The organism is Sphingobacterium sp. GW821-FHT03E03, assembly GCF_059420745.1.
On sequence record NZ_JBWKUH010000010.1, the window covers coordinates 115,008 to 139,992 of the forward strand.

A 24,985-nucleotide genomic window follows, 5' to 3' on the forward strand; every position below is an offset into this window, starting at 1 on the left:
GTGAGTCAAGATAAAATAACAGGTAAAACATACGATGTCAATTTGTTGCGACGCATGAGTCGCTATATGCGACCCTATCATGTTGCATTTTGGATATCGGTCGTTTTAACGATCCTATTGGCGGCTGTTGCGCCGGCCCTACCTATGCTGATCCAGCATACACTGGACAATTATATCTTGAACTTTGACACTGGCGGGCTGTCTTATATGCTGATTGCCATGCTTGCATTGGTCATTGTGCAGACCTTAATCCGTTATTATCATACCCTGATGACAAATACCCTGGGGCAGTCTGTTATCAAAGATATTCGAATCCAGGTCTTTAATCATATTGTGCAGTTGCGCCTTAAGTATTTTGATCGAACAGCCTTAGGGAAGCTGATTACACGGACGATATCCGATCTGGAAACACTTTCCAATATCTTCTCCGAGGGATTGATTCAGATTATTGGTGATCTATTGCAACTGGCTGTGATATTGGGGGTCATGTTCTATTCGGATTGGAAATTGACACTGATCGTGCTTATTCCAATGCCTTTGATGGTCGCCGCAACCTATGTATTTAAAGAAGCGATGAAAGCCGCCTTTATAGATGTCAGGAAATGGGTGTCTAATTTAAATACGTTTTTGCAGGAACATATCACAGGAGTTGGGATTATCCAATATTTTGCACGCGAAAAGCAGGAGATGGATAAATTTAAGGAGATCAATGCGCAGCATAGGAATGCTCATATCCGTACGAACTGGTACTTCTCTATCTTTTTCCCTGTTCTGGAAATCATCATGGCTATTTCACTTGGCCTGTTGGTCTGGTTTGGAGCCAAACAGATTATGGGTGACGTGATTTCACCGGGAGTGGTCGTCGCCTTTATCATGTATATCAACATGATTTTTAGGCCTATTCGTGAGCTTATCGATAAATTCAATACACTTCAAATGGGTATGGTTAGTGCTGAACGTATTTTTGAGGTTCTGGATACAGACGAGATGACGCCTAATCTGGGGACATTGAAGCCTGATCATATCAAAGGAGAAATTGCTTTTAAGCATGTTTGGTTTGCCTATAATGATGAGAGTTGGGTGTTAAGAGATGTGAATTTTAGCATACAACCTGGTGAAACATTGGCTTTAGTTGGAGCCACTGGAGCCGGAAAATCATCAACTATTAATATCCTAAGCCGATTTTACGAAGTCAATAAGGGTGAGATCTTACTAGATGGTGTAAATATTCGCGATTATGATCTTGATTATTTAAGAAATACCATTGCAACGGTGTTACAAGATGTGTTTCTGTTCTCAGATACTGTTATCAATAATATTACATTAGGTGATCCTTCAATTTCTAGGGAACAGGTCATCGAGGCAGCGAAAGAAGTGGGAGCACATGATTTTATTATGCGACTTCCTGGTGGATACGATTATGATGTCAGGGAAAGGGGAGCTACACTGTCAGCAGGGCAGGCGCAATTAATTTCCTTTATTCGGGCATTGGTGCATGATCCTAGAATTCTGGTCTTGGATGAAGCGACCTCTTCCGTTGATACTGAAACCGAGGAAATGATCCAGAGCGCAATTGACAATTTAATGCGGGGACGAACATCCATTGTCATTGCCCACCGCTTGTCCACCATTCAAAAGGCAGACAAGATCATCGTATTGGATAAAGGTGAAATTAAGGAAATCGGAACACATCAAGAGCTTTTGTCTTTTGATGGTTACTATAAAAAGCTATACGATCTACAGTTCCATTCCGCAGGAATTTAGTCGTTAAACGACACTCTCTTTGGGGATGGTTTCTTCGTCTTCAATATGTGTATTCGCTTTGATTTCTGATCCTCGACCTACGAGTACATTGGCCCCAATAGAGACGTTTGGCCCAACATTCACAAAGTCCTCAATGATGGTGTTGCTTTCAATGACCGCCGAACCCGAAATGATACAATGATTGCCAATCTGTACATCTGGGGCTATCGTTGCTCCAGGAAGAATGATACAGCCTTCGCCGATTTCAGCTCTTTTTGAAACATAGGCTTTAGGGTGGATTAAGGATTGAAAATTCCATGCTGGATTTTCAGAGACAATTCTTTCGCGGAGCCCAGGGTTTTTAACGGCAACAAAGAAATTTTCTGCAGCATCTTTAACCTGATGGTGGAGTTGGACCTCATAGTCAAATACATCCTCTATCAACAAAGATTTGTCAATAAGGCCACCGATTTCGATATCTAAATCCTCCGCAACATCTACCGCAGTTTTTGCATGTGCCGTTGCTCCATATATGTATAGCATGATCTTTTAATTTTGTGCAAAGATAGTGCTTTCTGAAAAGAACTCCATGAGCTAGCTCGTATCAATATTGGAATAGTGAATCGGGGCCAGTATTGGATTCGTGCACCGTATAGTGGGCATTCCGCTGCCACAAAGAATGAGTCTGGAGTAAATACAAGTGACTTAAAGATCAAAGGGCATGTTTTATCTACCAAAAGTTGCAACAAAATAGCCCTTTCGATTGTTCTGATTTCTAAATAGAAAGAAAGCTTATTATATTTGTTGATATACAAAAATTAAAATATGATTCAACGTATCCAAACTGTTTATTTATTAGTGGCAGGATTAGTTATATTCGGCTTGTTTTTATTCCCTTATGTAAATTACAGTGATTTAGTCGGTTTGGGAAAGAATGTGAAGGTGACAGGTGTTTATGGTGTTGCGGCCGGACAGCCGGTGCATGAAGGTGGTTTTGGTTATATCCTACAGACCATCGTGACAGCCCTATTGGGATTGCTCCCGATCTTCACGATCTTCAAATTTAAACAGCGTAAGGTACAGCTTCTGCTGATATGGGTAGAGATTGTTGCGATTATCTTTTTCGCGATTTGGCTCTATTCTTCGGCAAGTACACATCTCACTACTGTTAATCAATTTTTGGGAGCAGGTAATATTGGGGTAGGTTTCTTTTTGCTGCCGATATCAATTATTTTCTGTGCGCTAGCATTAGGTGGAGTGCGTCGGGATGAAAAATTGATTCGCTCAGCTGATCGTTTGCGTGCATAATTTTATTTAAATAGATTTTTAATATGGAAAGCCACGGTTAGCGTGGCTTTTTAAATAGTATAATATATGAAGGTATTTTTTCGTTGCGCTGCCACCCTGCTTTTTCTTTGCTTTGTGGGCGGTGCGGTAAAGGCCCAGTCGGCAGATTCATTGCTGGTGGTTGATGATATTCAGTTTGATGTAAAGGAATATCATGTCGATAAGACTACAAATGAACTGATTATTAATTTGTTCGCAATATCCTATAGTAAAGATCCTCGGGAGTTTAAAATGAATACATTCTCCACACAGATTTTAGATCAAAAGAAACATCCTCACTTTTTCTCTTCGATTCAGATGGGAAATGTCCAGATAAGATTTGAGGACAAACAGAACTATTTGCATTACTTGCTTGAGGAGGATAAACCTGTAGATATTCAGGTAATCGTGAAAGACTGGAAGAAAACGGATAAACCTGCTAGTATTAAGCTTGTTTTTGAGAGTAGCGAGGAGGAAGGTAAATTTTTGGATGTCCCTATCTTGCTGAATAAATAGTTGATCGGAACTGGGTAAAATAAAAAAGCGCTGTAATCTTCATAGATCACAGCGCTTTTTTTAGTCTTTAGCAATTTGCCTCAACCTATCGGTTGTATCGGATCTGTTGTTTGTCCAGCATGCCCATCTGATCTTTCATCATTTTGATCTGGTCAGCCAACAATTTATTCTTGTCTGCTTTTTTTGCTTCTTGAAGTAATTTTTCTGCTTCGCGCTTATTGCGTTTTGCCATGGCAACACCTGCTAAGCTCAATTTTGCCAATGCAATATTGTGGTCCATGTGGAGTCCTAGTGCCAGTGCTTTTTTGAAATATTTTTCGGATTGCATCGGAGCACGTTGAGACTCGATCAATCCAATCAACATATTGTAATAACCGTGTTGTTGTGGGATCAATTGTTTTTCATAATTCGTGATTTTCCTCAACCATTTTTCGGCGCTAGCCATATCTTGTTTGCGCATATACCATTGCGCGATGAGCATGTATTCATGAAAAAATACAGTGACAAAACCTAGGATAGTGATCAAGATGCCTAGAATTCCCCATCCCCAATTTCCAGTCCAAAATAAGGCAACTGTTCCAATCAGCAATGCACTGCAAATGATGATTCTAACGAGATTTGACATAAATCTTTGTTTAAAAAATATTTGTGTTCAATTTAATTCTGCAAATATCCGTTAATTTCGTCGTTTAAGCAACTCGTTCAAGTGGTTATTTTGTAAAATTATGTTTTTAACGTAGATGCTGACTACCAAAGATCCCTTATGGTAGCCGATCATGGTACCGTTATAAATGCTTTGTGAGCAGATGCAAGTGAAAAAATTTGTCATTACATACAACTTTATCTAAGTTTGGTTTATGGAAAAGCTATATGATGATTCTTGGGCATCGGTGCTGAAACCTTTGTTCAGCCATCCCTATATGAAACAATTGTCTGCCTTTGTGCAAGAGGAACGGCAGCGGACAAAGGTGTTTCCGCCTGCTGATCTGGTGATGAATGCTTTTAAGCTTACGCCGATCCAAGATGTTAAGGTTGTTATTCTGGGACAGGATCCATATCATAACGATGGTCAGGCACATGGTTTGTCTTTTTCTGTGCCAGAAGGGATTGCTTTACCTCCCTCGCTAAAAAATATTTTTAAGGAATTACAAGACGATATTGAAGGGTTTGTAGAACCTCGCTCTGGAGATCTGACGTCCTGGGCCAAACAGGGGGTATTATTACTCAATGCAACGTTGACTGTGCAGGCACATTTAGCCGGATCACATCAAAAAAGGGGTTGGGAAGTTTTTACTGATAGTATCATACATGCTATTTCGGAACAGTGTGAGCATGTGGTTTTTCTGCTTTGGGGGAGTTATGCGCAAAAGAAAAGCGTATTAATTGATGCCCGGAAACATCTTATTTTGACATCGGTGCATCCATCACCACTTTCTGTGTATAGGGGTTTTTTTGGGAGCAAACACTTTTCAAAGGCAAATAAATATTTGGTGGAACATGGTAAGGCTCCGATTGACTGGCGTTTGTCTTAGGGCTGTTATTATTTTTTAGAAAACATCATCCATATTTCGTTGATACGTATTGTGGCATCAACTTGGGTGAGTAAGACCGTGAGCCTTTGGTACCCGGATGATGTTTTCGTAAATATTTCTTTTAGTATTCCAATGGGATGATCGGTTCCTTTTTACTGGTAGACATGATCATCATTGTCTGGAATGTTTTTACAAATGGAATTTTGGCAATCTTCTCCATGATAACGCCCTCGTAGGCCTTTATGTCTTTCACGTAGACTTTGAGAATAAAATCACAATTGCCGGTGACGTGATGACATTCGGTGACCTCGGGGATCATTTTTACGGCAGCAACAAATTCGGGAATTGCATTGTGTGTATGGAAGTCCAGTGAGATCTGTATAAAGGATTTGATGCCAAGGCCTAGTTTTTCTTCGTCAACAAAAGCATGATAACTCTTGATGAAGCCCGAATTTTCAAGTTTTCTTACACGTTCCAATGTTGGTGCAGGAGAAAGTCCAATACTTGATGCTAATTGCAAATTGGTAATGCGGCCATTCTCTTGTAATAGCTTAAGAATTTTTAAATCTGTTTTGTCTGGTGCAAACGGCATATCTTAGAGTCTTAATAATCAATAGTATTTGTAAATATACAAAATTATATTTGGAAATTTAAAAATATACAAAATTATTGGTGATTAATAGATTTTAACTATACAATTGTTTTTCCTTTATAGATTTAATTGATTCAAAATCATTTGACTGTCATAATCGTTTGAAATGTGCGCATTTCAATGAAATGGAGTGATAAATGTCATTTTTTTATTAAAAATACCTGTTTGAGGGTACATAAAATGTATTTTATTGGCTTTGAAATTGTAACTTTGCAGTTCGATAGTTGCGGAGGCTAGACCCCTCCCGAATTATTTAAACCGTGAGAGCGCAATATGAGTACTAAAGACGACGATTTATTAAAAGAGCTGGAGCTCGAAGAATATAAATACGGGTTCACGACAGATATCGAAATGGAAATTGCAGCCAAAGGCCTTACAGAGGATACGGTGCGTTTTATTTCGGCAAAAAAGAATGAGCCTGAATGGTTATTGGAGTGGAGATTGAAAGCTTTTCGTCATTTTTTGACGTTAAAGATGCCTACTTGGCAAAATTTCAGAGCTCCAGAGATTGATTTTCAAGATCTATCTTATTATGCTGCCCCTAAAGCAAAACCACAAGTAAATTCCATGGATGAAGTTGATCCTGAATTGATTGCGACTTTTGAAAAGTTGGGTATTCCTTTGGATGAGCAAAAGATTTTGGCAGGTGTGGTTGCTGTCGATGCTGTTTTTGATTCTGTATCGGTAAAAACAACTTTTCGCGAGAAGCTGAAAGAACAAGGGGTGATCTTCTGTTCATTTGGTGAAGCTGTGCAAGAGCATCCTGATCTCGTCAAGAAATACTTGGGAACAGTAGTTCCTCAAACAGATAATATCTACGCGGCATTAAACTCTGCTGTTTTTTCGGATGGATCATTTGTTTATGTTCCAAAAGGAGTGCGGTGTCCAATGGAGTTATCAACTTACTTCCGTATTAATGCACAAAATACAGGTCAGTTCGAACGTACATTAATTGTTGCAGATGAAGGCGCTTATGTGTCCTATTTGGAAGGTTGTACTGCACCTATGCGTGATGAAAATCAACTGCACGCTGCTGTGGTGGAATTGATTGCTGAACGCGATGCGGAGATTAAATACTCTACCGTGCAGAACTGGTATCCTGGTGACAAAGATGGTAAAGGTGGTATTTTTAACTTTGTGACGAAACGTGGTATTTGTCGAGGGGATAACAGCAAGATTTCATGGACTCAGGTAGAGACTGGATCTGCAATTACCTGGAAGTATCCAGGTGTAATCCTAAAAGGAGATAATTCAATCGGTGAATTTTATTCGGTTGCAATGACCCGTAACTACCAAGTTGCTGATACGGGGACAAAAATGATCCACTTAGGTAAAAACACGAAGTCTAAAATTGTTTCAAAAGGAATTTCTGCTGGAAAAAGCCATAATAGCTACAGAGGTTTGGTGAAAATCGGACCTAATGCGGATAACTCCCGAAACTTTACCCAATGTGATTCCTTATTGATCGGTGATAGATGTGGTGCACATACTTTCCCATATATCGAAAACCGGAATAAGACCGCAAAATTAGAGCACGAAGCAACTACGTCAAAAATTGGTGAAGATCAGGTGTTTTATCTGAATCAACGTGGTATAGACTCTGAAAAAGCGGTGGGATTAATTGTTAATGGTTATGCCAAAGAGGTGTTAAATCAGCTGCCAATGGAATTTGCTGTTGAGGCACAGAAATTATTGGCGATTTCTTTAGAAGGTTCAGTAGGATAGATAAAAAATAATTGAGCAAGCTAGCTAATACTGGCCTATCGTTCAATACTCAATAAGAATAAAATGTTAAGCATTAAAAATTTACATGCGTCTGTAGAAGACAAACAAATATTAAAGGGATTAAACCTAGAAGTTAAAGCAGGGGAAGTCCACGCTATTATGGGACCTAATGGAGCTGGAAAAAGTACTTTAGGTAATGTATTGGCTGGACGTGAATCATACGAAGTGAGTGAAGGTTCTGCTTTATTGGATGGAGTAGATCTATTGGATCTTTCTCCAGAAGACCGTGCTCGTGAGGGTTTGTTCCTAGCGTTCCAATATCCTGTTGAAATCCCTGGTGTATCGAATATCAATTTCCTGAAGACAGCAGTGAATGATATCCGTGAATATAAAGGTTTACCTCCGATGGAAGCGAAAGAGTTCTTACAAATGGTAAAAGACAAGCAAAAGCTGGTTGAATTTTCAGCCAACTTAGCTAACCGTTCGCTGAATGAAGGATTTTCTGGTGGTGAGAAAAAACGTAACGAGATTTTTCAGCTGGCGATGTTAAATCCTAAATTGTCAATTTTGGATGAGACAGATTCAGGCTTGGATATCGATGCACTTCGCATTGTCGCAAATGGTGTGAATGAGTTGCGTTCTAAAGACAATGCTTTTATTGTCATCACACACTACCAACGTTTATTGGATTATATCGTTCCAGATTTTGTTCACGTATTATACAATGGTCGTATCGTGAAATCAGGCCCTAAAGAATTAGCTTTAGAGCTAGAAGAAAAAGGATACGATTGGTTAAAAGAATATGATACACAAAACGCCTAATCTTTTACACCGGTAAAATAGGAGTGGAAGAGAATTTTGGCGATTTGATTAAAAAATAACATGAGTACATTAGTTTCAGAATCATTACTTCAACAAGTGTTGGGAGCTTTTAAAGAGCAAGGTGTTTCAGACGAACCTGCTTTCTTTACAGAGGCACGTCAACAAGCATTCGAACGTTTCGAAGCAGCAGGCTTTCCCACAGTTAAGAATGAAGAATGGAAATATACAAACATCCACAGTATTATCAATAAGCCCTATGCGCTTGATGTAGATGTGGATATCGAGGGCTTGGATTTTAGTGCGGGAGAGATTCCAAATTTGGATGCGTACCGTATTATTCTGGTTAATGGCCAGTACGTATTGGCGGTGAGTGAGCTGGAAAAGGTAAAAGGACTTGTTGTTATTCCAATGGATGACGCTGTTGCTGAACCTGCATTTCAAGCGCATTTTGCGAAGTACGCTGATAAATCTGATAATATCATGGTGGCGCTTAACACAGCTGCTTTTACCAATGGTGTATTCATACATTTGAAAAAAGGTGTTGTACTTGATAAGCCTATACAGATTATTCACGTCGCTACAGGAACAGAAGATTTCTTTGCGCAAACACGGAATTTGGTTGTTGTTGAAGCTAACGCTGAACTTGAATTGATCGAAAGCTTTATCACTGCAGATGGTGCCGCAAGCAATGTGCATAATAAAGTTTCAGAGATTGTCGTAAAAGAGAATGCTAAAGTTCAACATTACTATCTTCAAGTGGCTCAATCTGTAAGCCGTTACTTTAATCATACGGAAGTATACCAAGAGAAATACAGTCTTTATAATAACTACAACTGTAATTTCCCAGGTGCATCTTTTATCCGTAACAATATTAATGTGCGTCTGGATGCAGAAAATGTAGAAAGTCATTTGTACGGTATTAACCTGACCGCAGGAGATCAATTGGTCGATAATCACACTGTCGTAGATCATCTTAAACCACATTGTGAATCATACGAATGGTATAAAAATATCACGCAAGATAAATCTACAGCTGTTTTCAACGGAAAAATCTTTGTTCGGGAGGATGCACAAAAAACTAATGCTTTCCAACAGAACAATAATATGTTGATGTCCGATAGTTCAGCGGTTTATACAAAGCCCCAACTGGAGATTTTTGCAGATGATGTGAAATGTTCACACGGATGTACGATCGGTCAGTTTGATAATGAAGCTTTGTTTTATTTGAGAGCACGCGGAATTGGTGAGGAGTCAGCACGTATTCTTCTTGTGCATGCTTTCGCATTTGACGTAACAACTCGTTTTTCAAATGAGGTTGTTCGGAGATATGTGGAAGAATTGGTCGAAGAAAGTTTAAGAACGAACTAAACTAAATCACACAAACTATAAATAGGATAAGGCGTTTACTGATTCGGTAAACGCCTTATTTTTTTGATAAAGATTCCTTTTTTGGTCTTTTTCTTTTACTTTTGTAGTGCTATGTACAAGTCTTTATATACAACTTACGCTTATAAACCTTGGGTTTTATAGCTCATTTACGTTTTTAAAATCTTAATAGAACGCATCCGTTCACGAAACGAATGGCTTGTTTCATACTGAGATATCAAAAAGCCAGCTTTAACTGATTTGATATTCGGGAAAGAGCTTCCTTCTATTTTCCTTCGTTGGTTCGGCGTGCGTAATAACGTTTTATTTCAATGTGTTGGTCATTCTTGATCATACACCTGTTGTATTTTATATAAAATTTTATGGGAAAAAATAACTGGTTTCGCACCTATAGTTATATATGGACTGGGCAATTTATCTCTTTGCTGTCTAGTTCAGCTGTCAACTTTTCGATCATGATATGGTTGAGTTTAACGCACAAGTCTGCTGAAGTATTGGCTTTTGCTGCTATCGCAGGCTTATTGCCACAAGCGATCATCGGGCCATTTGCTGGTGTCTATATTGATCGATGGGATAGAAAGAAAGTCATGATCTTTGCAGATGGCTTTATTGCACTCTGTACATTAGGTATGACCTTTGTACTCAAAAGTGATGGTGCCAATATGTTTCTGATTTATCTGTTAATGGCCTGTCGTTCGATCGGTTCAGCATTTCACTCGCCAGCCATGCAGGCAATTGCGCCACTTCTCGTTCCGGAAGATAAATTATTGCGTGTTTCAGGTATTAATCAGATGCTACAGTCGGTAAGTAGTATTGCAGGTCCCGCATTGGGAACATTGGCTATTAGCTATTTTCCTATTTCGAGTGTCTTGTATCTGGATGTTATCGGTGCCGCAGTAGCTATTACATCTTTGCTCTTTGTGACTATCCCACACTTGTCCCGTTCTGATGTGAAACCTACTATTGCTGCCGTTTTGGATGATCTTAAACAGGGAATGCGTGCTATCTATCATAATAAAGGGCTGAAAATGTTGTTTCTATATGCCATGGTGGCGACTTTCTGTATTATGCCTGTTGCCATTATGTTTCCTTTGCTGACGATTGGTCATTATAGCGGTGGCAAGTGGGAGATGAGTATTATTGAGATTATTTGGGGAATAGGTATGCTTATTGGAGGCAGTTTTTTGGGACTTGCAAAAGTGTCTCTATCAAAAGTAGTATTAGTAAACAGCATGCATATTGTATTGGGGATAACCTTTGCGCTATCGGGTTGGTTTCCTTCGACCTGGTTTATTCCATTTGTCATCATGACGGGTTTAGGCGGAGTCTCCATGTCTATCTTCTCGGCATCATTTATGACAATTATTCAAGAGCAGGTTCCAGTAGAAATGTTGGGGCGTGTTTTCTCGCTTTATTTTAGCATAGCAATATTACCGAGTATGATAGGACTTCTTTTTACAGGCTTTATCGCAGACGCAATCGGAGTGGCAACAGCTTTTATTATTGCAGGTCTTATTGTTGTATTGGTGGGCTTGTTGTCTTTTTTCAACAGCTCAATTATGAGCTTGGGGGAAGGGCGTAAATTAAGCTAAAAGAATAAATAAAAAAAGCTTCCAAATTTTGGAAGCTTTTTTTATTTGGAGCGAAAGACGAGATTCGAACTCGCGACCCCAACCTTGGCAAGGTTGTGCTCTACCAACTGAGCTACTTTCGCATTGATGCTACAAAAGTAAGGCATTTCTTCTTATTCTGCAAGAGAAAAAGTAAAAAATCTTAACATAAATCAATTGCATCGACACAATTAATTCCATCTATAGCCGCCGAAATAATACCCCCTGCATAGCCTGCTCCCTCCCCGCAAGGGTAAAGTCCTTTGACCTGAGGATGTTGCAGATTTTCTTTGTTTCGAGGTATACGTATGGGTGAAGATGTCCTCGATTCTACACCGACCAAAATCGCATCATTTGTATAATACCCTTTCATCTTTTTTCCAAATATTGGTAAGGCACCACGAAGAGCTTCATGCACAAAAGCTGGTAAAACCTCCCTCAAGTCTGCCGAAGATGTCCCTGGTTTGTACGAATTCTCGGGTAGGTCCATCGAGACCCTTCCCTCCACGAAGTCAACCATTCGTTGTGCGGGGGCAACAAGACTTCCTCCACCAACCTCGAAAGCTTTGCGTTCAATTTGCTTCTGAAAATCAAGTAAAGCAAAGGGATCATTTAGTGCATTAGGTACATCTTCGAGATTGATCTGAATAACGGTGCCTGAATTGGCATGTGGATTATTACGTTTGGAAGGAGACCATCCGTTGACCACGATTTCATTACGGTCTGTTGCACAAGGAGCGATAACGCCACCAGGGCACATACAGAATGAGAATACACCACGATCATTAACCTGTTCGACCAGACTATAATAGGCTGGGGGTAAATGCACACTTCTGACCTGGCAATGGTATTGTGCCTGATCGATAATAGCCTGTGGGTGTTCTATGCGGACGCCTAGCGCAAAGGCTTTTGCTTCGATCAGCCAGTTGTTGCGATGAAACAGTTCAAAAATATCCCTTGCGGAGTGGCCTGTCGCCACGATAACATGATCAGCTTTGATTTCCTCCCCACTGGCTAATTTTACACCACGGACCTGACCAAAGGATTCCAAAATATTATCTACACGTTTGTCGAAAAGAAATTCCCCGCCAAATTCGACCACACTTTCCCGCATCGCCTCAATAATATGAGGAAGCTTGTTTGTGCCGATATGGGGGCGGGCATTTACTAAGATGTCTGTTGTCGCTCCATGAGATACAAAAAGCTTAAGAACTTTGTCTACGTCCCCCCGTTTATTGGAGCGGGTATAAAGCTTCCCGTCTGAATAAGTTCCTGCACCACCTTCTCCAAAACAGTAGTTTGATTCAGGGTTTACAATACCTTCGCGGTTCAGTTTCGCAAGGTCACGTCTTCGGTCCTGTACTTTTTTTCCTCTTTCGATGACAATCGGTCTGAGCCCACGTTCAATACAACGAATTGCCGCAAATAAGCCAGCAGGGCCAGCACCAACGATAATGACCGGTTTGCCATCCTGTACAGATTTAAAGTGGTTTTCATAAATCTCGGGTAGCGGGAGCTCGTCGATATAATAAATGACCCTTGCTCGATAGACCACCTGTTTACTGCGGGCATCGATAGAACGTTTACGGATTTTATAACCTTTGACCTGTTGTGGTTTCAGACGTAAGGCTTTTACGCCTTGTTGTAGAATATATTGCTCATCTTCGATTTTTTCGGGAAGGATAGCAATCTCAATTTCTTTTTGCATAAAATAAAGGGCTGGGTTTTTATCCCAAAACCGCGACAAAGTTACGGAATATTGGCTGTTTGCCGATTTGGAAATAAAAATATTCTTATCTTAGTAAGAGCTTGGTATATGCTTTGATAGTATAACCGTATAATTTGAATAGTATTTAATTCTTTGAACAATGAAAATGAAAAGATTTTTAGTAGCCCTATGCGGTTTATTTGCATTAGTATCATTAAACTCATGTGGTTACAATACGATGGTTTCTCAAGATGAGAACGTCAAAGGGAAATGGGCACAGGTTGAAAATGCTTACCAGCGCCGCGCTGATTTGGTGCCAAACTTGGTGAATACTGTCAAAGGTGCAGCAAAACACGAAGAGAGCACATTGACGGCAGTGGTTGAAGCGAGAGCTAAGGCAACATCTGTTACAATTAATGCAGATGACTTAACAGAAGAGAATATTGCGAAGTTTCAAAAAGTCCAAGATCAATTCAGTGGTTCTTTGAGCCGTCTATTGGCTTCGGTAGAGGCATATCCAGACTTGAAGGCAAATCAAAACTTCTTGGAATTACAGGCTCAATTGGAAGGTACAGAAAACCGTATCTCGACCGAACGCAGATCATATAACGAGGCTGTACAGCAATTTAATACGACTGTACGTAGCTTCCCAAATAATTTAATGGCTGGTATGTTTGGATTTAAAGCTAAGGGAACATTTACTGCTGCTCCCGGCTCAGACAAAGCACCAACCGTATCATTCTAATAATACCCTTGTTAGAAATACACGATATAATGGATGATGCGGCTTGCGTATGGGCCCTTCATCCATTTTTTATACAGAATGTTTTATAGGTAAGTGTTTGCCAGATGGCTTAGTCAGACAGACGAATGTGCTAGTGCGAACATAAATGAAGATATATTATGGCTTTAAATGCTGAGGAACAAGAAAGAGTCGTCCATGCCATCAATGTGGCTGAAAACGAGACATCGGGAGAAATTCGTGTTGTGATAGAAAATCATTGTCCCGATGAGGTTCACGATCGTGCAACGTACTATTTTTCCAAATTGGGCATGCATAAAACCGTGCTAAAAAATGGCGTGCTTATTTACATCGCATTGGAGGATCATAAATTTTCTATTATTGGTGATAAAGGTATCAACCAACGGGTGGAAAGCGACTTTTGGAATTGTACGAAAGATCTTATGGTCGAAGAATTCCGTATGGATAAAATTGTTGAAGGCCTAGTGAAGGGAATTGAACATGCGGGCAAACAATTAGCGAAATTTTTTCCCAGGGAACATGATGATATCAATGAACTTCCAAATGATATTGTTTTCGGTGATCGCTAGTCAATAAAAAAATATAACTTATGTCGAAATTATTTTCTCGGGTTCGGATTCCAGTCATGGTGATGGTGCTGTGGGCACTGACCCTCATGACTGCAATAGGGCAGGATTTTCCAGAGACACCCAATAAACTTGTCAACGATTATACAAACACATTGACAGCCAGTCAAAAACAGCAACTGGAGCAAAAATTGTTGGCATTTGAGGATTCTACTTCTACACAGATAGCTGTTGTTGTGATGAACTCTACCGGAGGTTATGATATCTCAGATTATGCGGTCCGGCTGGCGAAGAAGTGGGGTGTCGGTAATAAAAAATACAGTAATGGTATTTTATTATTAGCGGCATTGGGCGACCGGGCTGTTACCATTCAGACTGGTTACGGGATTGAAGGAGCTGTCCCAGATGCGATAGCCTATCGTATTATTGAAAATGATATCAAGCCAGCGTTTCGTCAGGGTGATTATTATGGTGGAGTTGACAAAGCGACGAATTCCCTGATTTCGTATGCAAAAGGAGAATATAAAGCTGATCCTAAACAGCCTAGTGGTGGTGGATCGGGATCAATTATATTTGTCATCATTGTCGTAATATTTCTTGTTGTGCTATTTTCAAATCGAGGTGGAGGAGGAAAGGGCGGTGGTCGTGTGATGAATGGTCGTGGCTCGTCCGATATTTTCTGGTGGACCTTGCTTAATGGTCTTGGTGGTGGCGGCCGAGGCGGTGACGGCGGATTCGGTGGTGGATCTGGAGGTGGATTCGGTGGATTTGGCGGCGGCGATTTCGGAGGCGGTGGTGCTTCAGGACGTTGGTAACAACTTTGCTAAATAATGTTAAATAGCATGTCAGTGCAAAGGAAATGTTTTACATTTATGGGAAGTATATAATTATGAAAAAGGGAATATTAATGGGTTTAAGCTTTTTACCAGCCTTATTGATGGCACAAGAAAGCTATACGGTAACAGGAAAAGTGAATGCAGCTTCTGACAAAGCCAAAGTATTTTTGCAGTATCCTAATAATGGTACACGTCAGTTGGATTCAGCAGCTGTCGTTAAAGGTGAATTTAAATTCAACGGTCAGGTAGCTTCACCAACTAAAGGTGTAATGATTTATTCTCCTGATGGACTTTCTTTTGGAGAACTAAGAGGTGCTCAAAAGCAACCTGAAACAGCACAATTGTATTTATCTAAAGGTGTGATCAAAGTTGATGCATCCAAAGGATTTAAAGATGCTTCGGTAACAGGTACAGCAATCAATGATGATTTTACCCAATACAAAACTTTTGTAAAACCTCATACAGATGCATACGAGGCATTAAACCAACAATATTTTGCGGCATCTGAAGTTCAGAAACAAGATCCAAAATTTATTGAGGGATTGCAAAAGCAAGCTGGTGAGATTTCTGAAAAGATGGAAAAAGCTGACGCAGAATTTATCAATAAGAACCCAAAAAGCTGGTATACATTGGATCTATTGGCGGAAAATGTAAGTGGTGAAAATGTGAATGAATATGTGGCTTCTTTTGAGAAATTGACTCCTGAGCTGAAAAATTCGGAGAAAGGTAAAGAACTTGCTGAACGTATTCAAAAATTGAAAGCAGTTGCTGTTGGTTCGCTAGCGCCAGATTTTACATTGCCTGATACGACCGGTAATAATGTTTCTTTATCTTCATTGAGAGGAAAGTATGTGTTGTTGGATTTCTGGGCAAGCTGGTGTGGACCTTGTCGTCATGAAAACCCGAATGTTGTTGCAGCATTCAATAAATTTAAAGACAAAGGATTTACAGTTTTTGGTGTTTCCTTAGACAATCCAGGTAAGAAAGATGCATGGGTGAAAGCGATCCATGATGATAATTTGCAGCAATGGCCGCATGTATCCGATTTACAAGGTTGGAAATCTGCTCCTGTTAAGTTATATGAGGTGCGTGGAATTCCGCAAAACTTCTTAATTGATCCTTCAGGCAAAATTGTCGCTTCAAATCTAAGAGGAGAAGCTTTGGAAGCTAAATTAGCAGAATTGTTGAAATAGTCTGATTTTACAGTCTAAGACTGCGCTATTCAAAAACACTTATTTAAAATCTTTTATTTATGAGAGATTTTAAATAAGTGTTTTTTGTTAAGGGTTTGCCTACATATCTTTTCTTTAACTTTGTTTAAGAAATTGATTTGGGCTTCTCCCCTTTAAGCTGTTGAGGGGCGAATGGATGCTTTGGAGGGAACCGATCAAGTAAGAGACAAGAGGGATGATTTTTTTGCGATTGTCGATTTACATCTGTCAGGCGATCGAATTTGGGTGATTTGTAGGGATGAAATCGAGCAGGAAATAATCTTGACCCGAGAATAACTACTCAGGTCTTCATAAGTAATCAAACCGGGTGTAGTAGTACACTCAGACAATAATAAAATGAGAAAGAAACTGACTGTGGTGATGGCTTTGGCTATATGTGCTGTTGCCTGTAATTCGAAGAAAGAAAATGGCGTCCCTGTGGTTAACCTGGAAGCGCTCAGTGCAATTCCATTAGATCATTCTATTGATACACTGGCTAAAGGAACAGCATTTATAGATGTGACATTACCCCCCAATGCACGTATAGATGAGTTGTCGCAACAGGAACTAGGCTTGTTGAAGGCTGCTGCCTATCGCTTCTATCATCATGTAACGTTAACGGACAACCAGTATAAGGTTAATATCAAAGACTCGAAATCCTTACATATTTCCGATCAGGTTGTCAAAGCCTATGAGCAGGCAATTCTAAATACCAATCATTTTGCCGATTCAATGGCTAAGGTTGGACAGACCATTCAATTACCTGTTGTAAATGAAGAATATCTAAATAATTTGCTGAAATAGTTGTCTCAAAAGAAGATAAAAAAGATATTGAGACGGGAGTATAGTACTAAGAATTCATAAAAAAACGGTGTATCCAAGCTTGTTGGACACACCGTTTTTTTCTTTAGTTTTATTTGTATCTCCTACAGTTGGTTTTCAGATATTCAACTTTTACAGGAAGTACTTCTATTTTTTTGCAGCTTCGTTTTCTTATATCCCAATTTGGAAACCTGTCTTTTTATAGCGATAGAATCTCAATGATACGGAGTAGATCCTCATTAAGTTTGACGTTATGTTTAATAGCGCTCTTAAAGGGAGTGAATCTGATTTCACTACAGATTAGTCCAGCCATTTCACCTCTACGGCCTGCGACAAGCGCTTCTACTGCGGCAACACCAAGTCTGCTTGCCAGTACACGGTCCATACATGTTGGGCTACCACCACGTTGGATGTGACCTAAAATAGAAAGCCTTACATCATAATGCGGGAAATTTTCTTTTATTTTTTCCGAAACGATCATTCCACCTTCTTTGTCCCCTTCAGCAACGATAATAATACGCGAAGATTTGTTCTTACGGCTCTTATCCAATCTTTTCATGATTGCATCGTAATCTACCTCAAATTCAGGAACCAATACCGCTTCGGCTCCGGTACTTATACCAGAACGGATGGCGATCAAGCCAGAGTCACGTCCCATAACCTCTATAATAAAAACACGATCGTGAGATTCCGCAGTGTCACGGATCTTATCTACCGCTTGAATAACGGTGTTTATTGCTGTATCATAGCCAATGGTAAAATCAGTTCCGGCCAGATCATTGTCGATTGTACCTGGTAGACCGATAATTGGGAAGTCAAACTCGTCAATGAATTTTGATGCACCTGTAAATGTTCCGTCACCACCGATGACCACCATAGCATCAATTTCATGGCTACGTAAGTTATCATAAGCTTGTTTACGGCCTTCTATAGTCTTGAAAGCCTCACTGCGCGCAGTTTTTAGGATTGTGCCGCCGCGTTGTATGATATTGGCCACGGATTTGGCATCCATAGGGAAAATTTCTCCATTTACCAAACCATCATAGCCCCTGCGTACACCAAATACCTCAAGATTGTTAAAGATACCCGCTCTTACTACAGCGCGAATACCGGCATTCATTCCTGGAGCATCTCCTCCAGATGTCAAAACAGCAATTTTTTTAATGTTACTCATACGTACTCAAACTTAGCTATTTTTGTGCTTATATACAATTATATTTCCGTTATAAAAAGTTCTGAATAGCTTAAAAGTGCTTAGATTAATTGCCTTCTGCTGTGCAATTAATCTAAGCGAGTAGCAAACTTCATGTAAACTTTACAATAGCCTTTTACATTTAAATGAGCTATTTCCAGTTGTTATGTCAGCGAGCTTATTTTTTAGCTTTAAAAGTGTCAATTCCGCTTTGTAAAAAGGCCTTGTATTGTTCAATATTATAGTTAGCACCAGTTTGTGGTACTAATACCTTACCAGAGGCGTCTACAATGACATATAAAGGCTGCGAGTTGCTATTGAACGTCGATGCCTGAAAATCGCTGTTTTTATTGCCGATTGTTTTAATTTTCTTGCCGCTATACTTTGAAATGGATTGTTCGTTTGCAGGTAATTCTGTTTTATCATCAACAAATAGCTCGGCCATAACAAATTCCTCTTTCAATAACTTCGCAACAGCAGGATCCGTCCATACATTTGCCTCCATTTTTCGGCAATTGACACAGTTCCATCCTGTAAAATCTATTAATACAGGTTTGTTCAGCTCTTTTGCAGCTTCCAATGCTTGATCATAGTCGTAGTATGGATCAAATCCTTTTGGAGTACCACGCTCATGGAAGATTTCCGCATATTTTTTTACTTTGCCATCACTGTGAGCTGCTGTGCTTGCGACTCCAGCCGAAAGGTCGAAGTCCTGTGTCGCAGAAGGCGGTAAGAAAGCGGAGATCGATTTCAATGGTGCCCCCCATAGACCTGGAACCATATAAACGACAAAGGAGAATACAATGATTGCCAGTAAAGTTCGCGGTACAGAAAGGAATTTCAGTTCACTATCATGCGAAAACTTGATCTTCCCAATAAGATACAGGCCCATGAGGCCAAATATGGCAATCCACAAGGATAGGAATACTTCACGATCCAACCAATTCCAGTGATAAGCCAGGTCTACATTGGACAAAAACTTTAAGGCCAAGGCAAGCTCTAAAAATCCAAGAACTACTTTGACCGAATTGAGCCATCCACCCGATTTGGGCAATGACTTTAACATGGAAGGAAACATCGCGAATAGACCGAAAGGAATCGCTAATGCAATAGAAAAACCCAACATACCGATGGCTGGGCCTAAACGTTCACCTTTTGATGCGGCCTCAACAAGCAAGGTGCCGATGATCGGACCTGTACAGGAAAAGGATACAAGCGATAGGCTGAATGCCATAAAGAAAAGTCCAATAAGGCCCCCTTTATCTGATTTGGCATCCATTTTATTAACAAAAGAACTTGGTAATGTGATTTCGAAAGCACCAAAGAATGATGCCGCAAAAACGACGAGCAATAGAAAAAATAGGAAATTGAATATCCCATTGGTCGATAAGGCGTTAAGCGCATCCGAGCCAAAAGCAATTGTGATAATCATTCCGAGCGCCACATAGATCACAATGATAAAAAGACCATAGAGTAGCGCTTTGCTAATACCGCTCGCGCGAGTACCGGATTGTTTGGTGAAGTAGCTCACTGTCAGCGGTAACATCGGGAATATACATGGCATCAGGAGTGCGGCAAAACCGCCAATTAATCCTGCGATAAAAATACTCCAAAGAGATTTTTTTCCAGTATCTGAATTACCGGATGGAATATTTGTTACTGCCTTATCCAATTTGCTGCTATCTTGACTCAGGGTTGTATCTGGAGCATCTGAAAAAGCCAGGTCGTCAGGTACAGCCTCCACTGTAGGTGTAGTATCAGGTGAAGATTCAAATTGAAGCCCTTCTGTACTCGTTAGACTGTCTTGTTGAAATGCAAAAGCCGTCGTTGTAAGCGAGAGGCTGAAAAAAGCAATTAAAAGTAGAATAAATGTGTTTTTTAACATGCGTATCTGTTTCTGATGTCAGTTTCAAAAATAAAAAAAGGCGATGAGAATCGCCTTATTATTTTATCCGTGTATGATCATTTTTACTATTTGATTGTCACAGCAAAAGCATATTCGTCAGGAGGAAGACATTGTGATGCATCACAAGCTTGCCATTCGACGGTACCTTTGACTGTTGCTGTACCTTTATTCAATTTTACTTTTTGTTGAAAGATCACTTCATTTGTAAAGTAACCAACGTCCATTTTAAACACTTCCTCGTGCTTTACTTTTGGTTTTGGCTCAGCAGTTTTACCAACTAATGCGTATTCAGCAGCTTTTGTGAAATTGAAAGAAGTTGGAATAGGTCCACCATCTTTTACATTTTGAGAATAAATGTGCCAACCGTTTTGGATTGTTCCTTTGACATAGACAACAGCTTCGTTGTTGTTCAGTTTCTTGCTGGCTACAGTCCATTTTACAGGTTTGTGAATTTGAGCGAAGGCTCCAGTAACTGCAAAAATCACCGCAGTTATTAACAATACTAATTTTTTCATTTTCCTAAATAATTATTGCAGTTCGTTATACACCTTTGATCACTAAAGTTGATAAAGGTTTAATTTATCCACTTTACAAAAGTAGCATATTCTAAAATGGTTTATCTGTATTTAGTGTAAAGATTAGGATATAAGGTGACTTATCTCTTTGATGTTAAACTTCTGCAACTTGTTGTCAATAAGCACTTGTAATTGACCATCAATTCCCACTGCTTTAATTATCCCAGTTTTTTTCTCACCTGCAACTAAAAATGGGCGTTCCTGATTTCTCCAAAATAGTGACTCATTGTAACGGTCTAATATAGGCTGCCAGGAATGGGTGAAGAGGTTGTTGTATTCCTTTTGGATACTTTCAAAAAGCTCGACGGCCAGGTCCTTTATGACATAATCGGCTTTGTTTGTAAGAACAGCTAAGGAAGTAATTGTTGTTGCTGTGTCAAAATTGACCTGATTAATATTAATGCCGATTCCGACAATAGACGCTTCAATTTTATTTCCCTTTAATTTATTTTCAATAAGGATGCCTACTATTTTTTTGTTTCCGACATAAATGTCATTTGGCCATTTTACGGTCACATCCTGCTCAGTCTTGCGTTTAAGCCAGTTGACTACAGCGATTGCAACTGTCGCTGAGAGCGCAAATTGTTGTACTATTGATAAGAAATGCGGTTTTAAAAGAATTGATGTGGTCAGGTTTTTCCCTGGTTCGCTGACCCAGGTGCTCCCTCGTTGCCCTTTTCCCTGAAACTGTTCTCCTGCTAAAATGGCAGTGCCCTCTGCGAGTGGCTTGAAATTTGACAATAAATCTCTTAAATAATCGTTTGTAGAGGCAACTTTGTCAAGATATATTGTATTTTGACCGATGATAAGTCCCGAAATATTGTTATTTTGCAAACTGAAAGTATTAAATAAATATTAAGTCAAAACTATCATATTTTTTAATGAGTAAAAATAAAAGTTCAGAATTGTCGCAACGTCTATCAGAAATTATCGTTCATGGTATGCAGGAAAAGAAAGCAAACGAGATTGTTCGTTTGGATTTAAGAGATCTTCACAGTTCTGTTTCTGATTATTTTGTGATTTGCCATGCCGACTCCAACATTCAGGTTAACGCTATTGCCAAGAGTGTAGAGGAGGAAGTCTATAAGGCTTTTGGTCAAGAACCCCAATATAAAGAAGGACAATCAAACGGAGAGTGGTTGATTTTGGATTTTGTGGATGTGGTTGTGCATATCTTTAAGACCGAAAAAAGAGCGCATTATGCAATCGAGGATTTGTGGGGAGATGCACAAGTTCAGCATTTCCAAAGTGCTTAATAACAGCCTCAATTCAATAATTTATACAGAAAATATAATTACGATATAATGAAAAAAATCCCAAGTAGTAAGGTAAGCCCGAAACCGCCAAAATTCAATTTTGTGTGGCTTATGATTGCCATGTTTTTAGGTTTTTTTGCCTTGCAATATGTTTTTGGAGAAAACCCGGCTAAGGAAATTAGCTATAGTGATTTTGAAACACGCATGTTAAAAACCGGCGCTGTTGAGCGTCTGGAAGCATATAAGAAAAATGATCTTGTCGAGGTAGAAGTCTATCTAAAGAAGGGCTGGAAAGATAATCCCAATTTTAAAGACGTAACCAAGAGTAATGATCCAATTCCAAGTCTTGCTGGTCAAGAGGAAACAGGTCCGCAGTATATCTTCAAGGATGCCTCAGCAGAGGTTCTAGAAAAGAAATTAGCTGCATCCCAGGCTGAACTGGCGCCAGGAACACCTAAAGTGCAATTAAAATATGCCGATCGTTCTAATCCTTGGGCGAGCTGGTTTGTGACATTTATGTTGCCGTTGTTAGTATTGGCAGCAATCTGGATCTTCTTGATGCGCCGTATGGGCGGTGGTGCTGGTGGTGGCGGTGGTGCGATATTTAATATCGGCAAATCCAAAGCACAGTTATTCGATAAAGAATCACAAATCAATATCACCTTTAATGATGTCGCAGGTTTAGAAGAAGCAAAACAAGAGGTAATGGAAATTGTGGATTTCTTGAAAAATCCGCGTAAGTACACGAATTTAGGGGGTAAAATCCCAAAAGGAGCATTACTGGTAGGCCCTCCGGGAACAGGTAAGACCTTATTGGCAAAAGCTGTTGCAGGTGAAGCACAGGTGCCTTTTTTCTCACTATCTGGTTCAGACTTCGTAGAGATGTTTGTCGGTGTGGGCGCTTCACGTGTCCGTGATTTGTTCAAACAAGCCAAAGAAAAAGCTCCATGTATTATTTTTATTGACGAGATCGATGCGATCGGTCGTGCCCGTGGTAAAAATTCGATGATGGGTGGCAATGACGAACGTGAAAATACATTGAACCAGTTATTGGTGGAAATGGATGGTTTCGGTACGGATTCAGGTGTTATTATTTTAGCAGCGACAAACCGTATTGATGTATTGGACACAGCATTATTGCGTCCAGGACGTTTCGACCGCCAGATTTCTATTGATAAGCCAGATTTGATAGGTCGTGAGCATATTTTTAAAGTGCATTTAAAACCATTGAAGTTATCAGCGGAGGTGGATGCAAAAAAATTATCGGCACAGACCCCAGGTTTTGCTGGTGCAGAGATCGCCAATGTTTGTAATGAAGCGGCGCTGATCGCTGCACGTAAAAACAAATCTGAGATAGATATGCAAGATTTTCAGGATGCCGTGGATCGTGTGATCGGTGGTCTTGAGAAAAAGAATAAAATCATTTCTCCTGAAGAGAAGCGAATCGTTGCTTATCACGAGGCGGGACACGCTATTGCTGGTTGGTATTTGGAACATGCAGATCCTTTGGTAAAAGTTTCTATCGTTCCGCGTGGAGTAGCAGCTTTGGGATATGCACAATATCTTCCTCGTGAACAGTTTTTATATACAACAGAACAACTGGTAGACAGTTTATGTATGACTATGGGTGGACGTGTGGCAGAAGATATTACTTTCGGGAGAATTTCCACAGGAGCTCAGAATGACCTGGAACGTATCACGCAACTTTCTTATGCAATGATTGCCATTTATGGTATGAATGATAAGGTAGGAAATGTGTCTTTCCGTGATAGCTCAGAGGCTTCTTTTCAAAAACCATACTCTGACAAAACGGCAGAGCTGATTGATGCCGAAGTTCGTAATCTGATTACAGATGTCTATGCACGTACAAAACAACTTTTGTTGGACAAACGTGAGGGGCTGATTAAGATTGCAGAAAAGCTATTGGAAAAAGAGATCCTTTTCCAATCTGATCTTGAAGAGATATTAGGTAAGCGTCCTTTCGATACCAAGACAACTTATGATGAGTTTGTCAACGGTGCTGACGGTGGCGGTGTGCCTCAGACCGATTTACCATTGGATGTTCACCCCGAGGAGGCAACTTCAAAAGATGAACAGCGATTGGATAATCCATCACCGAATAGTTTAAACTAATTTAGATTTTACAGCGCTAGAAAAACTCTAGCGCTGTATTTATATTGCTATTGAGCCATGAACGTGAAGAACGCGACAGCGAAGGAGGTAATGTTAAAACGTATACGTCAGGCATTACTTCAAAAAAACGATAATCCACATCCTAATTTCAAAGAAACACCCCTTTATAAAGAAGAGGATGAATTGGTTGATCTTGTTTTTGTTCGTGAACTGACAGCCGCTGGTGGCAAGTTTCTTTATTGCGACGGTGAGATTGGCCTCATCGAAAATTTGATTACATTAACAGAGGTAAACAATATAAAAAATATCTATGCTTGGGAGCAGGGAATCCAAAATCTGCTGACTCCCTATGGTTTCCCTTTTTTCAAAACAGAGAAAGACTTCGAGTCTGCTAATGCGAGTATTACCTCCTGTGAAGCGTTAATTGCGCGTAATGGAAGTATTATGGTTAGTAATGCAAATGCTTCCGGACGTCGCCTAAGTATCTACCCTCCAATTCACATCGTTGTCGCCAAAGCTTCTCAATTGGTGTGGGATGTGAAAGATGCCTTAGCTTATATGCAGAAACGTTATGGCCAGGAAATTCCGACGATGATATCAACCATTACAGGCCCGTCACGTACTGCAGATATTGAGAAAAGGCTGGTTTTGGGAGCTCATGGCCCCAAAGAGTTATATGTTTTACTTTTAGAAGACCGTTTCTAG

The 24,985-nt window shown here is 39.9% G+C and carries 24 protein-coding genes and 1 tRNA gene; 16 read left to right on the forward strand and 9 right to left on the reverse strand.

What is annotated here, in order from left to right; translation table 11 throughout:
- The gene (locus AC07UV_RS13310; RefSeq protein ID WP_495184110.1) at positions 1-1,764 is read left to right on the forward strand and encodes an ABC transporter ATP-binding protein; all 1,764 of its coding nucleotides are present in this window, start codon (positions 1-3) and stop codon (positions 1,762-1,764) included.
- Positions 1,765-1,767: 3 nt separating this feature from the next.
- On the opposite strand, the gene AC07UV_RS13315 is transcribed toward AC07UV_RS13310, so the two are convergent.
- Entirely contained in the window at positions 1,768-2,286 is a 519-nt protein-coding gene (locus AC07UV_RS13315) for a PglD-related sugar-binding protein (RefSeq protein ID WP_495184111.1), read from the reverse strand.
- A 282-nt stretch (positions 2,287-2,568) separates the two neighbouring features.
- Here AC07UV_RS13315 and AC07UV_RS13320 point away from each other — a divergent pair, with 282 nt between their 5' ends.
- Entirely contained in the window at positions 2,569-3,051 is a 483-nt protein-coding gene (locus AC07UV_RS13320; RefSeq protein WP_120260439.1) for a DUF4293 domain-containing protein, read from the forward strand.
- Positions 3,052-3,117: 66 nt separating this feature from the next.
- The gene (locus AC07UV_RS13325; RefSeq protein ID WP_495184112.1) at positions 3,118-3,585 is read left to right on the forward strand and encodes a hypothetical protein; all 468 of its coding nucleotides are present in this window, start codon (positions 3,118-3,120) and stop codon (positions 3,583-3,585) included.
- 85 nt (positions 3,586-3,670) lie between these two features.
- Here the strand turns inward: AC07UV_RS13325 and AC07UV_RS13330 are convergent, their stop codons facing one another.
- A complete protein-coding gene (locus AC07UV_RS13330) occupies positions 3,671-4,210 on the reverse strand; it encodes a tetratricopeptide repeat protein (protein WP_077437270.1) in 540 nt (179 codons plus the stop codon).
- A gap of 232 nt (positions 4,211-4,442) precedes the next feature.
- On the opposite strand from AC07UV_RS13330, the gene ung reads away from it, so the two are divergent.
- Entirely contained in the window at positions 4,443-5,117 is a 675-nt protein-coding gene (gene ung, locus AC07UV_RS13335; RefSeq protein WP_495184113.1) for a uracil-DNA glycosylase, read from the forward strand.
- Between the two features lie 121 nt (positions 5,118-5,238).
- Here the strand turns inward: ung and AC07UV_RS13340 are convergent, their stop codons facing one another.
- Complete coding sequence (locus AC07UV_RS13340; protein ID WP_028071042.1) at positions 5,239-5,709, reverse strand: Lrp/AsnC family transcriptional regulator; 471 nt, start codon at positions 5,707-5,709, stop codon at positions 5,239-5,241.
- A 333-nt stretch (positions 5,710-6,042) separates the two neighbouring features.
- Between AC07UV_RS13340 and sufB the strand changes: the two genes are divergently transcribed.
- The 4 genes from sufB to AC07UV_RS13360 all read left to right on the forward strand — a co-directional run bounded on the left by sufB (position 6,043) and on the right by AC07UV_RS13360 (position 11,294).
- Positions 6,043-7,494, forward strand: coding sequence for a Fe-S cluster assembly protein SufB (gene sufB / locus AC07UV_RS13345; protein WP_259179594.1), 1,452 nt, complete (start codon positions 6,043-6,045; stop codon positions 7,492-7,494).
- A 63-nt stretch (positions 7,495-7,557) separates the two neighbouring features.
- Positions 7,558-8,316, forward strand: coding sequence for a Fe-S cluster assembly ATPase SufC (sufC, locus tag AC07UV_RS13350; RefSeq protein ID WP_104383566.1), 759 nt, complete (start codon positions 7,558-7,560; stop codon positions 8,314-8,316).
- A 60-nt stretch (positions 8,317-8,376) separates the two neighbouring features.
- Positions 8,377-9,684 carry a Fe-S cluster assembly protein SufD gene (gene sufD, locus AC07UV_RS13355; protein WP_120260434.1) on the forward strand — a complete coding sequence of 436 codons (1,308 nt, stop codon included), beginning with the start codon at positions 8,377-8,379 and terminating at the stop codon, positions 9,682-9,684.
- A 380-nt stretch (positions 9,685-10,064) separates the two neighbouring features.
- Positions 10,065-11,294 (forward strand): MFS transporter, encoded by a 1,230-nt coding sequence (locus tag AC07UV_RS13360; protein WP_495184114.1) that lies wholly within the window; start codon positions 10,065-10,067, stop codon positions 11,292-11,294.
- 46 nt (positions 11,295-11,340) lie between these two features.
- On the opposite strand, the gene AC07UV_RS13365 is transcribed toward AC07UV_RS13360, so the two are convergent.
- Positions 11,341-11,416, reverse strand: a tRNA-Gly gene (locus tag AC07UV_RS13365).
- Positions 11,417-11,475: 59 nt separating this feature from the next.
- Positions 11,476-13,020 (reverse strand): NAD(P)/FAD-dependent oxidoreductase, encoded by a 1,545-nt coding sequence (locus AC07UV_RS13370; protein ID WP_495184115.1) that lies wholly within the window; start codon positions 13,018-13,020, stop codon positions 11,476-11,478.
- 166 nt (positions 13,021-13,186) lie between these two features.
- Between AC07UV_RS13370 and AC07UV_RS13375 the strand changes: the two genes are divergently transcribed.
- The 5 genes from AC07UV_RS13375 to AC07UV_RS13395 all read left to right on the forward strand — a co-directional run bounded on the left by AC07UV_RS13375 (position 13,187) and on the right by AC07UV_RS13395 (position 17,200).
- Entirely contained in the window at positions 13,187-13,765 is a 579-nt protein-coding gene (locus tag AC07UV_RS13375) for a LemA family protein (protein ID WP_120260560.1), read from the forward strand.
- Between the two features lie 158 nt (positions 13,766-13,923).
- Positions 13,924-14,352, forward strand: coding sequence for a TPM domain-containing protein (locus AC07UV_RS13380; protein WP_310446286.1), 429 nt, complete (start codon positions 13,924-13,926; stop codon positions 14,350-14,352).
- A 20-nt stretch (positions 14,353-14,372) separates the two neighbouring features.
- Complete coding sequence (locus AC07UV_RS13385; RefSeq protein WP_282251669.1) at positions 14,373-15,164, forward strand: TPM domain-containing protein; 792 nt, start codon at positions 14,373-14,375, stop codon at positions 15,162-15,164.
- 74 nt (positions 15,165-15,238) lie between these two features.
- Positions 15,239-16,378 carry a redoxin domain-containing protein gene (locus AC07UV_RS13390; protein ID WP_495184116.1) on the forward strand — a complete coding sequence of 380 codons (1,140 nt, stop codon included), beginning with the start codon at positions 15,239-15,241 and terminating at the stop codon, positions 16,376-16,378.
- Positions 16,379-16,753: 375 nt separating this feature from the next.
- Complete coding sequence (locus tag AC07UV_RS13395) at positions 16,754-17,200, forward strand: hypothetical protein (protein WP_495184117.1); 447 nt, start codon at positions 16,754-16,756, stop codon at positions 17,198-17,200.
- A 217-nt stretch (positions 17,201-17,417) separates the two neighbouring features.
- Here AC07UV_RS13395 and pfkA read toward each other — a convergent pair whose 3' ends face one another.
- The 4 genes from pfkA to AC07UV_RS13415 all read right to left on the reverse strand — a co-directional run bounded on the left by pfkA (position 17,418) and on the right by AC07UV_RS13415 (position 21,725).
- The gene (pfkA, locus tag AC07UV_RS13400; protein WP_120260428.1) at positions 17,418-18,392 is read right to left on the reverse strand and encodes a 6-phosphofructokinase; all 975 of its coding nucleotides are present in this window, start codon (positions 18,390-18,392) and stop codon (positions 17,418-17,420) included.
- Positions 18,393-18,588: 196 nt separating this feature from the next.
- Entirely contained in the window at positions 18,589-20,295 is a 1,707-nt protein-coding gene (locus tag AC07UV_RS13405) for a protein-disulfide reductase DsbD family protein (RefSeq protein WP_495184118.1), read from the reverse strand.
- 86 nt (positions 20,296-20,381) lie between these two features.
- On the reverse strand, positions 20,382-20,831 hold the full coding sequence (locus AC07UV_RS13410) for a protein-disulfide reductase DsbD domain-containing protein (RefSeq protein WP_259179608.1): 450 nt from the start codon (positions 20,829-20,831) through the stop codon (positions 20,382-20,384).
- A 123-nt stretch (positions 20,832-20,954) separates the two neighbouring features.
- Complete coding sequence (locus AC07UV_RS13415; protein ID WP_495184119.1) at positions 20,955-21,725, reverse strand: biotin--[acetyl-CoA-carboxylase] ligase; 771 nt, start codon at positions 21,723-21,725, stop codon at positions 20,955-20,957.
- Positions 21,726-21,772: 47 nt separating this feature from the next.
- On the opposite strand from AC07UV_RS13415, the gene rsfS reads away from it, so the two are divergent.
- Genes rsfS through AC07UV_RS13430 form a run of 3 tightly spaced genes read left to right on the forward strand, consistent with a single transcriptional unit; the run spans position 21,773 to position 24,985 of the window.
- Entirely contained in the window at positions 21,773-22,147 is a 375-nt protein-coding gene (gene rsfS, locus AC07UV_RS13420) for a ribosome silencing factor (protein ID WP_104383576.1), read from the forward strand.
- Positions 22,148-22,195: 48 nt separating this feature from the next.
- Positions 22,196-24,280, forward strand: a complete 2,085-nt coding sequence (gene ftsH, locus AC07UV_RS13425) for an ATP-dependent zinc metalloprotease FtsH (protein WP_495184120.1) — start codon at positions 22,196-22,198, stop codon at positions 24,278-24,280.
- A gap of 57 nt (positions 24,281-24,337) precedes the next feature.
- Positions 24,338-24,985 (forward strand): LutC/YkgG family protein, encoded by a 648-nt coding sequence (locus AC07UV_RS13430; RefSeq protein ID WP_282251678.1) that lies wholly within the window; start codon positions 24,338-24,340, stop codon positions 24,983-24,985.

Excerpts from the sequence above, each read along its gene's own strand:
- AC07UV_RS13315 (WP_495184111.1), bottom strand. The coding sequence starts at position 2,286 with ATGCTATACATATATGGAGCAACGGCACATGCAAAAACTGCGGTAGAT.
- AC07UV_RS13320 (WP_120260439.1), top strand. The coding sequence starts at position 2,569 with ATGATTCAACGTATCCAAACTGTTTATTTATTAGTGGCAGGATTAGTT.
- AC07UV_RS13325 (WP_495184112.1), top strand. The coding sequence starts at position 3,118 with ATGAAGGTATTTTTTCGTTGCGCTGCCACCCTGCTTTTTCTTTGCTTT.
- AC07UV_RS13330 (WP_077437270.1), bottom strand. The coding sequence starts at position 4,210 with ATGTCAAATCTCGTTAGAATCATCATTTGCAGTGCATTGCTGATTGGA.
- ung (WP_495184113.1), top strand. The coding sequence starts at position 4,443 with ATGGAAAAGCTATATGATGATTCTTGGGCATCGGTGCTGAAACCTTTG.
- AC07UV_RS13340 (WP_028071042.1), bottom strand. The coding sequence starts at position 5,709 with ATGCCGTTTGCACCAGACAAAACAGATTTAAAAATTCTTAAGCTATTA.
- sufB (WP_259179594.1), top strand. The coding sequence starts at position 6,043 with ATGAGTACTAAAGACGACGATTTATTAAAAGAGCTGGAGCTCGAAGAA.
- sufC (WP_104383566.1), top strand. The coding sequence starts at position 7,558 with ATGTTAAGCATTAAAAATTTACATGCGTCTGTAGAAGACAAACAAATA.
- sufD (WP_120260434.1), top strand. The coding sequence starts at position 8,377 with ATGAGTACATTAGTTTCAGAATCATTACTTCAACAAGTGTTGGGAGCT.
- AC07UV_RS13360 (WP_495184114.1), top strand. The coding sequence starts at position 10,065 with ATGGGAAAAAATAACTGGTTTCGCACCTATAGTTATATATGGACTGGG.
- AC07UV_RS13370 (WP_495184115.1), bottom strand. The coding sequence starts at position 13,020 with ATGCAAAAAGAAATTGAGATTGCTATCCTTCCCGAAAAAATCGAAGAT.
- AC07UV_RS13375 (WP_120260560.1), top strand. The coding sequence starts at position 13,187 with ATGAAAAGATTTTTAGTAGCCCTATGCGGTTTATTTGCATTAGTATCA.
- AC07UV_RS13380 (WP_310446286.1), top strand. The coding sequence starts at position 13,924 with ATGGCTTTAAATGCTGAGGAACAAGAAAGAGTCGTCCATGCCATCAAT.
- AC07UV_RS13385 (WP_282251669.1), top strand. The coding sequence starts at position 14,373 with ATGTCGAAATTATTTTCTCGGGTTCGGATTCCAGTCATGGTGATGGTG.
- AC07UV_RS13390 (WP_495184116.1), top strand. The coding sequence starts at position 15,239 with ATGAAAAAGGGAATATTAATGGGTTTAAGCTTTTTACCAGCCTTATTG.
- AC07UV_RS13395 (WP_495184117.1), top strand. The coding sequence starts at position 16,754 with ATGAGAAAGAAACTGACTGTGGTGATGGCTTTGGCTATATGTGCTGTT.
- pfkA (WP_120260428.1), bottom strand. The coding sequence starts at position 18,392 with ATGAGTAACATTAAAAAAATTGCTGTTTTGACATCTGGAGGAGATGCT.
- AC07UV_RS13405 (WP_495184118.1), bottom strand. The coding sequence starts at position 20,295 with ATGTTAAAAAACACATTTATTCTACTTTTAATTGCTTTTTTCAGCCTC.
- AC07UV_RS13410 (WP_259179608.1), bottom strand. The coding sequence starts at position 20,831 with ATGAAAAAATTAGTATTGTTAATAACTGCGGTGATTTTTGCAGTTACT.
- rsfS (WP_104383576.1), top strand. The coding sequence starts at position 21,773 with ATGAGTAAAAATAAAAGTTCAGAATTGTCGCAACGTCTATCAGAAATT.
- ftsH (WP_495184120.1), top strand. The coding sequence starts at position 22,196 with ATGAAAAAAATCCCAAGTAGTAAGGTAAGCCCGAAACCGCCAAAATTC.
- AC07UV_RS13430 (WP_282251678.1), top strand. The coding sequence starts at position 24,338 with ATGAACGTGAAGAACGCGACAGCGAAGGAGGTAATGTTAAAACGTATA.